The sequence below is a fragment of the Priestia sp. JV24 genome (assembly GCF_025910025.1).
GTDB classification, from domain to species: domain Bacteria; phylum Bacillota; class Bacilli; order Bacillales; family Bacillaceae_H; genus Priestia; species Priestia megaterium.
Genome location: NZ_JAPCIN010000010.1, coordinates 405,359 through 419,278, shown reverse-complemented (window position 1 = coordinate 419,278; position 13,920 = coordinate 405,359). Strand labels below are relative to the sequence as shown.

At 37.4% G+C, this 13,920-nt stretch carries 18 protein-coding genes; 6 read left to right on the top strand and 12 right to left on the bottom strand.

Features of this window, described 5'->3' with window-relative positions; all coding sequences use genetic code 11:
• The first annotated feature begins 99 nt into the window (after positions 1-99).
• Positions 100-549, top strand: a complete 450-nt coding sequence (locus tag OK414_RS04940; protein WP_013082016.1) for a staygreen family protein — start codon at positions 100-102, stop codon at positions 547-549.
• A gap of 26 nt (positions 550-575) precedes the next feature.
• Here OK414_RS04940 and OK414_RS04935 read toward each other — a convergent pair whose 3' ends face one another.
• The 6 genes from OK414_RS04935 to pgsB form a co-directional block, all read right to left on the bottom strand.
• Entirely contained in the window at positions 576-2,138 is a 1,563-nt protein-coding gene (locus OK414_RS04935; protein ID WP_263045666.1) for a gamma-glutamyltransferase family protein, read from the bottom strand.
• Positions 2,139-2,251: 113 nt separating this feature from the next.
• Entirely contained in the window at positions 2,252-2,455 is a 204-nt protein-coding gene (locus OK414_RS04930) for a CapE family protein (RefSeq protein WP_016763265.1), read from the bottom strand.
• 20 nt (positions 2,456-2,475) lie between these two features.
• A complete protein-coding gene (locus OK414_RS04925; RefSeq protein ID WP_034653979.1) occupies positions 2,476-4,038 on the bottom strand; it encodes a gamma-glutamyltransferase family protein in 1,563 nt (520 codons plus the stop codon).
• Positions 4,039-4,067: 29 nt separating this feature from the next.
• A complete protein-coding gene (locus OK414_RS04920; protein WP_013082012.1) occupies positions 4,068-5,264 on the bottom strand; it encodes a CapA family protein in 1,197 nt (398 codons plus the stop codon).
• Between the two features lie 40 nt (positions 5,265-5,304).
• Positions 5,305-5,754 (bottom strand): poly-gamma-glutamate biosynthesis protein PgsC, encoded by a 450-nt coding sequence (pgsC, locus tag OK414_RS04915; RefSeq protein ID WP_013055707.1) that lies wholly within the window; start codon positions 5,752-5,754, stop codon positions 5,305-5,307.
• Positions 5,755-5,770: 16 nt separating this feature from the next.
• Positions 5,771-6,952 carry a poly-gamma-glutamate synthase PgsB gene (gene pgsB, locus OK414_RS04910; RefSeq protein ID WP_263045667.1) on the bottom strand — a complete coding sequence of 394 codons (1,182 nt, stop codon included), beginning with the start codon at positions 6,950-6,952 and terminating at the stop codon, positions 5,771-5,773.
• Positions 6,953-7,860: 908 nt separating this feature from the next.
• Here pgsB and OK414_RS04905 point away from each other — a divergent pair.
• From OK414_RS04905 to OK414_RS04885, 5 genes are all read left to right on the top strand, one after another.
• Entirely contained in the window at positions 7,861-8,514 is a 654-nt protein-coding gene (locus OK414_RS04905) for a hypothetical protein (protein ID WP_095380047.1), read from the top strand.
• Positions 8,515-8,598: 84 nt separating this feature from the next.
• Positions 8,599-9,189 carry a TetR/AcrR family transcriptional regulator gene (locus tag OK414_RS04900; RefSeq protein ID WP_013082008.1) on the top strand — a complete coding sequence of 197 codons (591 nt, stop codon included), beginning with the start codon at positions 8,599-8,601 and terminating at the stop codon, positions 9,187-9,189.
• Positions 9,190-9,230: 41 nt separating this feature from the next.
• A complete protein-coding gene (gene sugE, locus OK414_RS04895; protein ID WP_013082007.1) occupies positions 9,231-9,572 on the top strand; it encodes a quaternary ammonium compound efflux SMR transporter SugE in 342 nt (113 codons plus the stop codon).
• A gap of 1 nt (position 9,573) precedes the next feature.
• On the top strand, positions 9,574-9,888 hold the full coding sequence (locus OK414_RS04890; RefSeq protein ID WP_016763260.1) for a DMT family transporter: 315 nt from the start codon (positions 9,574-9,576) through the stop codon (positions 9,886-9,888).
• 73 nt (positions 9,889-9,961) lie between these two features.
• Positions 9,962-10,135, top strand: a complete 174-nt coding sequence (locus tag OK414_RS04885) for a twin-arginine translocase TatA/TatE family subunit (protein ID WP_013055701.1) — start codon at positions 9,962-9,964, stop codon at positions 10,133-10,135.
• A 28-nt stretch (positions 10,136-10,163) separates the two neighbouring features.
• Here the strand turns inward: OK414_RS04885 and OK414_RS04880 are convergent, their stop codons facing one another.
• From OK414_RS04880 to OK414_RS04855, 6 genes are all read right to left on the bottom strand, one after another.
• Positions 10,164-10,724 carry a diguanylate cyclase gene (locus OK414_RS04880; RefSeq protein WP_051975639.1) on the bottom strand — a complete coding sequence of 187 codons (561 nt, stop codon included), beginning with the start codon at positions 10,722-10,724 and terminating at the stop codon, positions 10,164-10,166.
• 116 nt (positions 10,725-10,840) lie between these two features.
• Positions 10,841-11,068, bottom strand: coding sequence for a helix-turn-helix domain-containing protein (locus OK414_RS04875; RefSeq protein ID WP_013055697.1), 228 nt, complete (start codon positions 11,066-11,068; stop codon positions 10,841-10,843).
• A 4-nt stretch (positions 11,069-11,072) separates the two neighbouring features.
• Positions 11,073-11,219, bottom strand: coding sequence for a YvrJ family protein (locus OK414_RS04870; protein ID WP_013082003.1), 147 nt, complete (start codon positions 11,217-11,219; stop codon positions 11,073-11,075).
• On the bottom strand, positions 11,212-11,823 hold the full coding sequence (locus OK414_RS04865) for a sigma-70 family RNA polymerase sigma factor (protein ID WP_016763255.1): 612 nt from the start codon (positions 11,821-11,823) through the stop codon (positions 11,212-11,214). Before OK414_RS04865 ends, OK414_RS04870 begins: the two co-directional genes overlap by 8 nt.
• 460 nt (positions 11,824-12,283) lie before the next feature.
• Positions 12,284-12,727, bottom strand: a complete 444-nt coding sequence (locus OK414_RS04860) for a TlpA family protein disulfide reductase (RefSeq protein WP_013055693.1) — start codon at positions 12,725-12,727, stop codon at positions 12,284-12,286.
• Between the two features lie 119 nt (positions 12,728-12,846).
• Positions 12,847-13,389 carry a peroxiredoxin gene (locus OK414_RS04855; RefSeq protein ID WP_013082001.1) on the bottom strand — a complete coding sequence of 181 codons (543 nt, stop codon included), beginning with the start codon at positions 13,387-13,389 and terminating at the stop codon, positions 12,847-12,849.
• Positions 13,390-13,920 lie beyond the last annotated feature (531 nt).

Genomic DNA, 13,920 nt, shown 5'->3' with positions numbered 1-13,920 from the left:
GTATGCATGTAAGAAAAACAGCTTAAAATTCTTGACGAATGTGTGAAATTTCTCTTTTTTATGCATAAACTACTTAAAAGCGTGAAAGGAAGATGCCGTTTGTCTGCTTTTAATCCTCAGCAATTTAGCGTCACATACCGGCAAGGAAGCACGCCCACCTTTCCTTTTATTGGGCGACGCTATACGCTCACACATTCTGAACAAACAGACGATTTATTTCTTTGGATCGACGAAAAGTTTGCTGTTGATCAATTAAATGAACAGCGAAATGAGCTTTTTGCCGAATGGCTCCACAAAGACGGTGTTGATACGCTGTATGTATACGTATTTATTGGCAATGAACAAACGGAAAAGTCCGTTCAAGCCATACGGCACGCTATTTTCAAACAGGAAATGCCTTACTTGCTAAAAGCATTGCGCTACGGTGATGCCACGTTTTTCAACGCTCACCCTGCTTTAGATCGTTCCCCCATTTACGTACATTTTCATTCCAGCGACAAAGATTTTCATTCCATTCGATATTTTCAAACGCCTTCTCACTATGCCTAAGCATATGAGAAGGGATCTTTACTTCGTTAATCTCCTGTTTTCCAAACTCCATTTCTTCTAGGGTCTCCGGCTCCTTCCATTTGTTTATCTTGAAAATTAATGGTTAACGCTTGAATACCTCCATAAAAGACGTCGCTTTCCTTTGTTTCTATTCGAAACGCAGAAGGAATATTTTTGGTATTTAAATCGGGCTCTACATAAATAGTCGAATCGTCAAAAATAAAGCGCGGTTCGTTTACAGCTTTTTGAAGCGATTCATTTCCTTCAAAGTTTTTAGAAAGTACCTGAGTTAAAATTTGAGGAATCCGCGTTCCGCCCGGAGAACCTATTCCCATCGCCCACTCGCTTTTTTCTCTTATAATAGTTGGAGCCGTAAAAGTTCTTGCTCTTTTTCCCGGCTCGCGATTATTCGGTTCTTTGCTTCCAAACGTATCAGCATTGTTATTAAGAAAAAAGCCGTCAACTTGTTCGCCTGTACCAAAGAAGTTACTCAACGTATTAGTTGTAGATACGACGGTTCCTTCTGAATCAATAACCACAAAATGTGTTGTACTTTCGTGTTCTTCATCGCCTTCACCTGAAGAACGTGTCGGGTGATTGACCAAGTTTGTTATATAATCATCACTGACTAATTCACTTGAGTTTTGATGATGAAAGTCTGGATCTCCGATTTGTTTTAACCGGTCGGAGTAAGCTGCCTTTTTAATTCTGTTCATCGTTTCGTAATATTCTTTGTCAGGCATTGTTTCAAGATTTTCTTTCTCTGTCATTTTTAACATTTGAATCAGTGTAATTCCGGAAAAAGGCGGAGGCGCTGAAATCACTTCCGTTCCATTGTAAGTTGAAACGACAGGCTTGGTTTCTGTCACTTGATAGGAAGATAAGTCTTTTTTAGAAATAGGCGTTGCATCAGCAAGATCTTGTGCCACATCTCCTTTATAAAATGCAGACGCGCCTTCTCGCTGAATCTTGATTAGTGTTTTAGCTAACACGGGCTGCGACAGAGTTTCTCCTTCTTCGATTGCTTCTCCCTTTGGATAAAAAGCAGATAGATCGTCTACATCCATCCTTCCTCTAGAGTAATACAATCGAGACGATAAAAGAGAGTCTACTTCAAACCCTTTTTCAGCGTATTCAACAGCCGGCTGAATCAAATCACTCATTGATTTTGTACCATACTTCTGCTGAATATATTCCATACCAGCGACAAATCCCGGCACCCCGTTTTTACCACTCATAGAAGTTGGAGCGGTTTCCCGGTAATCGATAAAAGTAGCAGGCTGATCTTTTTTGGCAATCAGCATACCTCCACCTCCGCCAATTCCAGATCCAAAAGGTTCGACTACGTTAAGGGCATACGAAATAGCAATGGCCGCATCTACTGCATTCCCGCCTTCTTTTAATACGTCCATCCCTACATTTGCTGCCAGAGAATTAGAAGAGCTCACACCATAAGAATGATCATTATTTTTTTTAAGCAGCTTTTCAGGACTAAGATCTGTACTCGATTGAGTCATAAAAAAAGCGGCTATAACGCAAATTAATAATAAAAAAGCAATAATATTAAACAACAGTAATTTTTTATTCACATATTACCCTCCATTTTTACTCATCTGTATATTTTGTGAAGCGCTTTCATTTTTATCCATACATTACATTGAACACAAAAAAGACATCGTCTAGGACGATGCCTTTTTGTTATTTATTTTCCAGCTGCTGCCGCAGCATCATTTACTGCATCTGCAGCAGCTGATTTTGTTTGTTCAATCATTTTTACGTTATTTTCAATTTTTTGCTGTTCATCTGTTGAAAGAGTAGCCGGATGTTTCAAAGCTCCAAGTCCTGCTACTACTCCTGCTACAATAGCAATTGGTCCTACAATCCCTACGATACGTTTTGCGATCATTTTCTATTCCTCCAATTAAGTTAGTCTGTACTTTTTTCCCATAAACCGTGGCGGCGCGGATCAGCGTCACCTTGAATCTTATTTTTCTTTAAGTCTTTCACAAGAGCTTGAACGCCTCCGTAAAACATCGCGTTATCATTGTTTTTTAAGTCATAGCCGTACGTTTTTAAACCATCCTTCGTTGACTGTTTAAGCTTGGCTTCTGAATAAAACTTATGAGAATCAAAAATGACACGCTTGTTTTCTACTGCATTTTTAATGGAATCTTTGTCTTCAAAATAATCCCCAATTACTTGCGTTAACACTTGAGGAATGCGATTTCCTCCCGGTGTGCCAATGGACATTACCCATTCATCACCTTCACGAATAATGGTAGGGGCTGTAAATGTTCTTGGACGCTTGCCAGGTTGACGCTTATTAATTCCTTCCCCAAACGTATTGAGCGTATTATTTAAAAAGAACCCATCTACATATTCACCGCTGCCGAAGAAATTACTCAGCGTATTCGTTGTTGATACAACAGTTCCTTCACCGTCCATGACAACAAAATGAGTGGTACTTTCATGTTCTTCGACGTCGCTTACTTTGGTATGATCTGTTTCAGTATTATTTAATTTATTACGAAGTAAATGCACGTAATGGTCGTCGATCCAATCATTTGGCGTTTCTTTTATAAAAGCGGGATCAGCAATTTTTTTCAAGCGGTCTTGATAAGCTACTTTTGAAATTTGACCAAGAAAATGATAATAAAGACTAGGATGCGATTCCTTCAGCTTCCAAATATCTTCTTGATCCGTCATTTTTAACATTTGAATAAGCGTAGCACCAGCAAAAGGAGGAGGTGCTGAAATAATTTGATGACCTTTATAATTCGTCGATAGAGGTTTCCGTTCAACAGGCGCATACTTTCGCAAGTCTTTGTGACTTACTTTTGTTTCTTCTGTAATATCGTCTGCAATTTTTCCTCTATAAAAAGCATTTGGCCCTTCTTCCTTAATCTTTTGCAGCGTGTTCGCTAATTCATGCTGTTTCACAATTTCACCTGTGTTGATAGCGTCCTTATCTGGATAAAAGCTAGGAATTTCATCTTCATTCACATTACCTTTGTATGAAACCAGCCTATCGTGCAAATCTTTGTCCACTTTATACCCATTCTCAGCATAGTTAATGGCCGGGTCGATTAGTTTGCTCATCGACATAGATCCGTAGTGGTGCTGAATATAATCCATACCAGCAACGAACCCTGGTACGCCAATCTCATCTTCTTTATCATTCTTAGGTGCAATTTCTCGGTAGTCAATAAATGTTGGAGAGGCATCTGCTGGATCAATCAGCATTCCGCCGCCTCCCCCAAGTCCTGATCCGTACGGTTCCACAACACCAAGCGTGTAGGAAATGGCAATAGCTGCGTCAACTGCTGTACCGCCTTGTTTAAGAATTTCCATACCTACTTTTGTGGCGCGAGGATCTGAAGTACTTACTGCATATTCTTGTTTTGGAAACATAAATTGATAAACACATACACCTACTATGAGTGAAAAGATGACAATGGAAACAATAATCGTATTACGTTTATTTATCATCTTTTACCTCCTCTGTGTATGACGGGCTATTAGTTAGCTTGCGCTTCGTTCTTTTTGCGCTCCTCTGCATGTTTTATAATGCGAGAATGATCTAAGTTTAATTCAAACTTGTTTCGTTCTTTTTCTAACAGTTCAGGGTTTGAAGAAAACTTGTTTAAATCGTTATAAATACGCTTCATGCGCCAAGGGTTATCTGTTGGAGTTGGTGTACCTGCTTTAATAACCATTGGAATAACATCAATTTTAGCTTGGCCCTGCTTGTTTAAATGATACTGAACCATCGCTGTATTTTTTGTACTTGACCACCCTTGGTCAAAAATAAAGTTTCCTAAGCTATAGAAAATAACCGAACCTTTATATACGTCATATGACTGTAGAACGTGCGGGTGGTGACCAATGATAATGTCCGCACCAGCGTCTACCATCGCTTTTGCTAGTCCTTCTTGACGAGGACTTGGCTGTGCATCATATTCTTCACCCCAGTGGGCATTTACTACAACTAAATCAGCATTTGCTTTCGCTTGCTGAATCGTGCTGAAAATAAGATCCGGATCTGCTTTTAAAATACCCGGGTTGTTTTTTCCAGCCGACATTCCGTCTGAATGTACATCCGTAAAACCTACGGTTGCAATGCGAATACCGTCAGCATCTTTATACGAAATATGCTTTGCTTCTTCAGAGTTACGGCCAGCACCAACAAAATCTAATTTGTTTGCTTCAAAAGTAGAGATCGTATCTTCTAACCCTTTTGCACTGTAATCCATTGAATGGTTGTTCGCTAAGTTTAATACGTCGAAACCTGCATTTTTAACAGTCGCTAGATCAGCAGGCTTACTATATAAATGAATACCTTTTTCCATTGCTTTATATGAATCTACGTCATTTGTTAAAATCGGTGTTTCGTAGTTTCCGCTTACGTAATCCGAATTTTTAAAGAACGGCTCCACGTTGCGGAATACAAAATCTTCTCCGTAGCGTTCAGTTACTTCTCTTACATGGCGACCCATCATAATGTCTCCGACCATAGTCATCGTTAAATCATTATTGGCCTCTGGATTAGCCGTCTCAGGGTTTTCAAGAGCATCCGAACGCTCCATCCATCCTGAAAGAGCTAAAATTACGATTAAAATTGGCGTTAAGATAAGAGCTTGCTTGCCCGTTGTAGGCTTTGTTTTCTTTATAAACATCAATACTTTTTCTTGAAAGTTTAATTTTTTCTCTTTCAACGCTTTCACCTTCCTTTACCAGCTGCGGTTTGTTTGTGTATTAAAATAAATAATAAACTTGCATAATTCCAAATGTTACACCACTTAATAAAACCGTTGTTCCAACTGTTAAAGGAAGACCTTGCTTTTGCATTGTATTTGCAATTAAGCCCGGTACAATGATACCAATTCCGCGTAATTCAAACACTTCAAACGGCAAGATCGGGAAGAAATAATCAAATGCAACTTTAATCACAATACCCGTAATTAACATCGCTGTAAATTTGCGACGTCCATATAAAATAACTACTTTTGAGATTCCGTATACGACGATAACATACGTTAAAATACTAATTAAGAAAATCATTAAAATGGTAATTGGCTGATCAAATACAAGAGCTAAATACCCCGGTACGATAAGACCGGCTGGCAATACGCCCGTTTTTTCTGTAAAAATTAAGCTTAGTGTAACCCCTAACACAAGGGCGATATATAAATCTGATCCGAACATGAAATGGCCTCCTAGATTAAACTGCTTTTCTCATCTTTTTCATTTCAACAATAGCTTCAACAAGCGGCTCGGCTGAACCGTGGATATTTCCGACACCGTATACGATACGATCTTTTAAATAAGGCTTCATGCGCTCTAAAATTTCTTCTGTAGAAGCGCCTTCCATATCCCAGAATTCTTTTGTTGGCAATTCGCCTCTTTGATATGCTGCAGCGATTGGTGAGGTCGTCTGACCAATCGCAATCATTACGTCCGCTTCAATGTATGGCATTACATCTTCAGCAAATTGCTCCGTGCGATCTACACGGTCCGGACGGCAGTTCATAATGACAATAGGAAGCTTTTCACTATAGTTCATTGAATCTACACGTTCCCAAATACGAAGCGTGGAAGAAGCGTCGTTGGCAGCAAACCCATTCACTAAAAAGGCTGGATTTTTTTCATCGCCAAACGTTGTAATTCTCATAGCTCCTGGGTCAGGCTGAGCATTTAACATTCCTCTCATCGCTGTTTCAGCATCGATACCAAGTGCTTCTGCTACTGCTAAACCGATGGAAGCATTATCAGGGAAAACCATATAATCAAATTCACGTAAATACGCTTCAGATACTTTATCATTGTCAGCTACAATAACTTTTGTGTTGCGCTCTGCGGCTATTTTTTTATAGTATTCCAAATATGGACCTTCAATTGTAACAAGGTGGCCATCGTAAGGAATGGTAGCAGTGAACGCTTGAGCAACTTCATCTAGAGTTGGACCCATTACATCCATGTGATCTTCTAGTACGTTTACAATAACGCCTACCTTGGCTTGAATCAGCTGATTTTGGAATGTGATTTGATAATCAGGCTGTACAGCCATACATTCACAAATAAGAGCTTCCGCGCCAATATCGGCAACTTCATTTACTACTCGTCGCTGTTCTCCAATGTTCGGACCTTCTTTACGACGAATAATTGGTTCTTCTTCACTTGTATGCCAGTAGATCATACGCGCTTGTGTTCCTGTCGTTTTTCCTACTGTTTTGTAACCTGCTTCTTTTACAATACCTGTAATCAATCGTGTAACGGTGGATTTTCCGCGAATACCATTAACATTCACTCGTACAGGAATTGAATGCAGCTTGCGTAAATGTCTGCGATACTCCCAAACGCCATACCCTACTAAAAATAGGCAGCATAGGATAATTAAGATCATGTTTCATTCTTCTCCTTCCAAACTTCTCCTGTTGGATACGTTATGAATGCTTTTGATTCATAATGATAGATATACGATTTCATAGTTTCACTCCCTTTATATATGTATGGGAGCTAATCAATTAACAGCGCTAGCATGCTGCTAAAACACCTGCTTTGAAAAATGGACTCGAGTACCAATTTCAACAGCTCTAAAACTATCATCTGCGCTCATTAGTGGTCAATAGCTCAAATGTTATATATTCTTACAATTCCGATTGTCTATTTACAGAATTAAAAACTCATCGTTTTATTTAAAATTTACACAATAGGTCTAAAGTTTATTTACCTAGAAAAATCCCATCGATACCTTTTTTTACCATAACAACAGGAATATTTTATACATCACTCTTACAATTAACACACGGAAATATTACGTAATTAAAAATTTCTTAACTTTAGAAAACGTTTTGTAATATAAAGGCGGGATAAAAAATATTTTATCCCATTAATTCCTTTTTATGGATATACCAATTGAATTTGTCTAACAACCGTACTTGTAAGGATGATAGATAGATATAAAAGTAAGAAAAATACATTTATTTATCATTTTCTGCTTACATTTAACTTACTTAAATAGAAAGGACATTAAATATTTTTTTCTAATTATATAAGCATTTAGACTCCATGTCTTCCTAGTTCTTTTGTTGTTATTTTATAGATTTCCTTTATTTAATAATCAATTCAGTAAATCTAAATCTCTTGACTATGGCCTCTTTTCCTATTTTTATTTCAATATTTTCTGAATCTTTCTACCGATAAAGGCAGCTTTTGTCCGTTAAGATTGCCTAGAAAAATGCATGATTTCTCACTTTTTTGGCATATGATGTTATCATAAAAAGAAGAAGTATCATCAAAAGGAGGAAAACAATGGTTGATACAACCCTTTATTTTCTATTTTCTTTTTGCTATATTGTCCTGTTTTTCTTTAGCATATATGTAGTGCGAAAAAACACTTCGCCGTTTTACATGCTTTTTCTTCCTTTAGTAATAGCTGGACTAATTTACGATAATATAATGATTGGGATCGGTTCATTTATCGGTGAAGGGGATACTTTACGTTCACTCAGCATGCTTCGCTTTTGGTTTCACGCTTTATTTACCCCTACTTTGGTGCTCTTTGCGTATGGCGTAGCGAAATATTCGACGATTACATGGACTAAAAAACCTGTTGCCGGCATTCTTTTTTTGCTAACTACGTTTGCCTTAATTAGCTATGAAATATTCGAGACGATTAGTCAGCGTATGGAAGTTGTACGTGAATATGGCATTGTTCGCTATACATTAGTAGGGTCATCCGGTCCCCCTCTTATGGTTCTCATTGTGGCGATTATTTTGCTTTTTGTTGGAATTTCCTTATTTCGCAAGACGCGATGGAGCAGTATGATGATTGGAGTAGCCGTGATGATTGTAGGAAGTGCCGTGTCAATTCCTATACCAAGCACAGCTGTAACAAATACGTTTGAGCTTATGTTTATCTTCTCTTTATTTTTAACTCAGCGTCATTTAGTGAAAATACATTAAAAAGAAGCGATTCCCTTGCTTCTTTTTTTTATATTTGATATCTTTTACCTAACGACCGTTAGTTAGATTGAGGAGGAGCTTTTCTTGAGTGAATTATCAACTGTAGAAAAAATTAGAGCTGCAGCAATGGAGCTCTTTGGAGAAAAAGGCTATACAGAAACATCGCTTGCTGATATCTCATCAAAAGTAGGCATAAAAAAACCTTCCCTGTACGCTCATTTTAAGAACAAAGACGACTTATTTTTACTAACCGTGCATGATTTAATGAATTTATTCCTAACAAAGTTATCTGTTATATACGAACAGCATAAAACAAAGTCTGCTAAAGAACAGCTTCACTGCTTTATTGTAGATTTCTGCACGATGATTGAAAAAGATTCTTTCGGCCAGATGTACCGTCGTCTTATTTTGTTTCCACCTGAACATTTACAGTCGGAAGTAAAAGCTATTTTCTTAAGAAGCGAACGATTGTCTGATCAAATTCTGCATGCTATTTTTACACAGGGAATGGCTGAAGGCGAAATAATTGAACGTCCGATTGATTTGTATATCAATAGCTTTTATTGTTTAACCGACGGACTGTTCATCCAGCGCTTTTATTATGAACCGGAGTATTATGACCAAAAAATTCACGATGCTTGGACGATATTTTGGGAAGGCATACGTGCTAAATAAGCCCTATAAAAAGGGCTTATTTTATGCAAGGAGGAATTAGAATGGCTTGGATTTACCTTATTATCGCTGGTTTGCTCGAGATTGTATGGGCAATCGGCTTAAAATATTCACACGGATTTACTGAAATAACTCCAACAATCATTACAATCGTCACAATTGTGATCAGCTTTTATTTCTTTTCAAATGCCTTAAAAAAAATTGCTGTCGGAACAGCTTACGCAGTATTCACTGGTATAGGAGCTGCTGGCACAGCGATACTTGGAATGACCGTTTTAGACGAAGGAGCAAATATTGGAAAGATTTTATTTTTAGGATTAATGATCTTTGGAATCGTTGGTTTGAAGTTGATTTCTACTGAAGAAACAGAAAGAGAGGAATCGTAACATGGCTTGGATTGCATTAATAGCTGCCGGTTTTTGCGAAGTGGGATTTGTGATTTTTTTAAAACTTTCAGATGGGTTTAAGCGGTTGTTTCCTTCGATTGGATTTATCCTTTTCGGTGCAGGAAGTTTTTATCTTCTCTCCTTAGCATTAAAGGAGATACCTATCGGAACAGCTTACGGCATATGGACGGGAGTAGGAGCTGCTGGAAGCGTAGTTCTTGGCATGCTTTTCTTTCATGAAGCAAAAGACATGCGTCGAATTTTATTTATTTTTTGTATTGTAGCAGGTGTAATCGGTCTTAAAATCACTGGATAATGATGTACTACTTCCTTTCTTTTCATGCTATACTAAACTTGTAAACACTTTCAAAAAATAGGAGACGATGACAATGAACCTTGGGTTTGGAGAAATTGCCTTAATTGTATTTGTCGCTCTATTGCTTTTTGGTCCAAAGAAACTGCCGGAATTAGGGAAAGCTGCCGGAAAAACGTTAAAAGAGTTTAAAAACGCTACAAAAGGAATTATGGAAGAAGATGAAAAAGAAAAAGCTCCTCCTAAATAAGAGGCTTATATCTCTTTTAAAAGCTGACTCAAACGTTTGAGTCAGCTTCTTTGTGGTGAGAATATACTGAAATTCGATTTCGACCCGTACGCTTTGCTTCATATAAAGCCTGATCTGCTCCATGGACAATTGAAATCAGCTGTATGTTTTCGGATGGAACGACTGTCATTATTCCAACACTGATTGTGACACCCTTAAACACGTCAGAAGCTTGATGGATAATTGCACGCTGCTCCACTTGCTGTCTAATAGCTTCTGCCATTTTTATCGCTTCATATTGATTAGCTAGAGGAAGCAATATACCAAACTCTTCTCCTCCGTATCTTGCAACAAAAGCCGATTCGTCAAAAACAACGCTTTTAGCAATATTCGCTACTTCTTTCAAGCATTCGTCTCCTTGAATATGGCCATAGGTATCGTTATACGCTTTAAAATAATCAATATCAAATAAGAGAAAAGAAAGCGGCTCTTTTTCTTCCTGTGCGTATTTCCACTCAATTTCCAGCTGTTTATCAAGAGATCGGCGATTGTTCAGACCTGTTAAGCCATCTTTCATGGACAGCATTTCAAGCTTTTTATTGGCTTTCATAATATTTTACCTTTTTTTAATATTTATCCATTTTCTATTTTTTGTATTTTCGTAAGTTAAGTAGTCGAACTTCAGCAAAAATAAAAAAAGAGCGTCGATACAACGAGCGCTCTTTTTTATTTATGGCGTAAAAATTCCCAAAGTCCTGGCGTTTTGGAAAAATCAAACGTCTTAACAGCGGAAAGAATTTTAATCTTTAAATCTTGCTTTACGTCTTCTCTCTCATGCAGCGAAAAGCTTTGAACAGCTTTATTTAGTTTTGGTTCCAGCTTTTTTAATAAACGCCTTGACGCCTCTTCATCTCCAGCTTTCACTTTATTTACAAGCTCATATAGAGTTTCCATTTCTTCACTTCTTTCTTAAGTCAGTTGTTAATTTCTCCACTTTTTCTTCAAGTCGCTTTATATTGTTTTCTACACGCAGTAATAAATAAAAAGAAAGGACAGCGGGAAATCCTACGTTTCCAACAAGTTGAAGCCACTGAGGATCAAACATATCTATCACTCACCTTCATAATTTTTTTCAACTTGCTTAGCGCACGTTGATAATGATTAGAAACCGCTTGCTGAGAAATAGAAAAATAAGCAGCGATTTCTTTATGAGTCCAGCGTTCAACAATAATCAAGTGCAGCATACACTGCTGCTTGGCCGTTAATTGGCGAAATGCATGATGAAGAATACGATTTTCAAGTTGATTTCCTAAAAATTCATGCTCCCATACAGCCCCGTCCTGTACTCCTAGCATATCTTCCACTGTTCGATTTCCATCTAGCGCAGCCGGCTGCTGCAGGCGAAGAGGAATATAAGAACGCTCTTTTTCTTTGACACGCATAACATCTCTGGAATAATGTCTGCAAAGCTTGTTAATATAATGAAGCAATCTAACTTCGCTATAAAACTGATGAAATTCTTTGTTTAGAAGTCTTTGTTCTTTTGTATCATGTTTAACAACCGCTTTTTGTAATCGCTCATAGCGTTCTGGTGTCAAAAATGTATTCATTATATGAGTCTGAAGAGTTGCGCTGTGGTTTGTAAGAAATGTATGAAAGGTACATTCTTTATCGTGCCGCTTTTCTTGCTGCGAATAGAGCTGAGTCATTGTGCAAATCTCCTCCTTTTTTTCTTATACTTATTAAAAAGGGAGAAAAGAGTAAAATAACAACACCAAAAACGAACGTTTGTTCTTATATAAATTTAACTATATGAGGTTTTTTATGTCAATATGATGAATTGCTCATTAATAATCAAAACGACTCAGTAAAAAATAAAAAAGAGATTGAGACATAACGAAATGAATCCAATTTAAAGACGAACAAATAAGATACATGAGCTGATCCGCTTGTGACACAGCCGTTGATTTCTGTGCAAGACTCCTGGGGGAAAAGCGGAGTCTTCGCCTTGCCCTCCAATCAACTGCTAGAAGGAACGAAACAGATAAAATCTATGTTCATCACAACAAAAAAACGAACCACTAATCAAATATTTTGATTAGTGGTTCGTTTTTCACTTCGGCTAAAATATTTTTATCGCGGCCTTTTTATTTCTTCTTCATGTAGAGATTATTCTTCGCCTAAAACGCGGTTAATACGTTTGCGAAGCATCGGCATTCCATTTCCACCCGCTTGGAAATGACGAAGCTGACCTTCTTTATCAAATACATAATATGCTGGTACATATTTATTTTCAAAAGCGTCTGTTAACTTATGCTCACTGTCTACGTAAATTGGCTGAGTAATATCGTGTCCCATTGCCATTGCCTCAATAACACCCATATCTAAGTCATCTTCCGAACGAGGCATATGAACTGCTACAACATTCAATTGATCATCATACTCATCACGAAGATCATTAACTTCAGGCATTGCTTCTTTACATAAATGGCAGCTTACTGACCAAAAGTGGATAAGCGTTGCTTTATCACCTACTAAGTCTTCCTTTGTTACTTCGTCGTTAATCCAAGATGTTGCTCCAGTTAATTCAGGCATTTGTTCACGTAATTTCATTTTAAAATCCTCCTCATCATTTATAAAACTGAATATTCTGTCTTTTATAGTTAGAAAACTATCTTTTCTATTTTAATGGCAGCAGTAGAGGAATTTCTCCTCTACTCCACCGCTATTTATTAAAGTGTTTTTTGACCTGGTTTCCAGTTAGCTGGGCAAAGTCCGCCAGTTTGAAGGGCTTGAAGTACACGTAATGTTTCTTCTACGCTGCGGCCGATGTTGTTATGGTTTACAACTGCGTATTGCAATTCACCTTCTGGATTAATAATAAACAACCCGCGAAGCGCTACGCCTTCTTCTTCAATTAACACGCCGTAATCACGTGCTACTGCGTGAGTTGGATCTGCAGCTAATGGATAATTCAAATCTCCAAGTCCATTATCTTTACGATCTGTGTTAATCCAAGCTAAGTGAGTATGAATTGTATCTGTAGAAACACCTACAACTTCAGCATCTAGATCTTCAAACTCTTCGTAGCGATCTGATAGAGCTGTAATTTCTGTTGGACATACGAATGTAAAGTCCATTGGATAGAAGAACAATACTGTCCATTTACCGTTTTTCATATTTTCTTCTAAACTTACTTTTCCAAATTCCTTATTTGCAAGTACAGCTTCCATTTCGAAGCGTGGTGCTTGTTTTCCTACCATACGTTCTGCCATGTCAAAACCTCTCCTTGTACGATGTATTTCACAAGCTTATGCTTGTATGTATTATTTTTAATGCAATCAATGACTCCCTCTATTTGATAACGATTATTAGTATCATTATAAACTAGTAATGACTATTGATTACATTCTTTATTATACACGAGCTATTATTATAGTCAATACTTTTTTATAATCATTTTAATCTAGGATTGATTATCGAATATTTTCCGCTCTTTTTATTCTTTCCTTTGATTAATCTTATGTATGCAGGGATGAATAAAGATAGAAGATACTAAAAAACTTCCCTTGTTTCAACATATTTGCTTTTAAAATGTGCTGCAGCAAGATTTCGAATCTCAATTATGCTTTTATAACCACAATAAAAGAGAATGAGACATAACTATCTCAATCTAATTTAGAGACGAACAAATTAGAAAATGATCTAGTATGGATGACGGGTGACACCGCTGTTGATTTCCGTGCAACAGCTAGAAGCAACTTCATACATGAAACCTACTTTTACCCTATCAATAAAAAAATCCG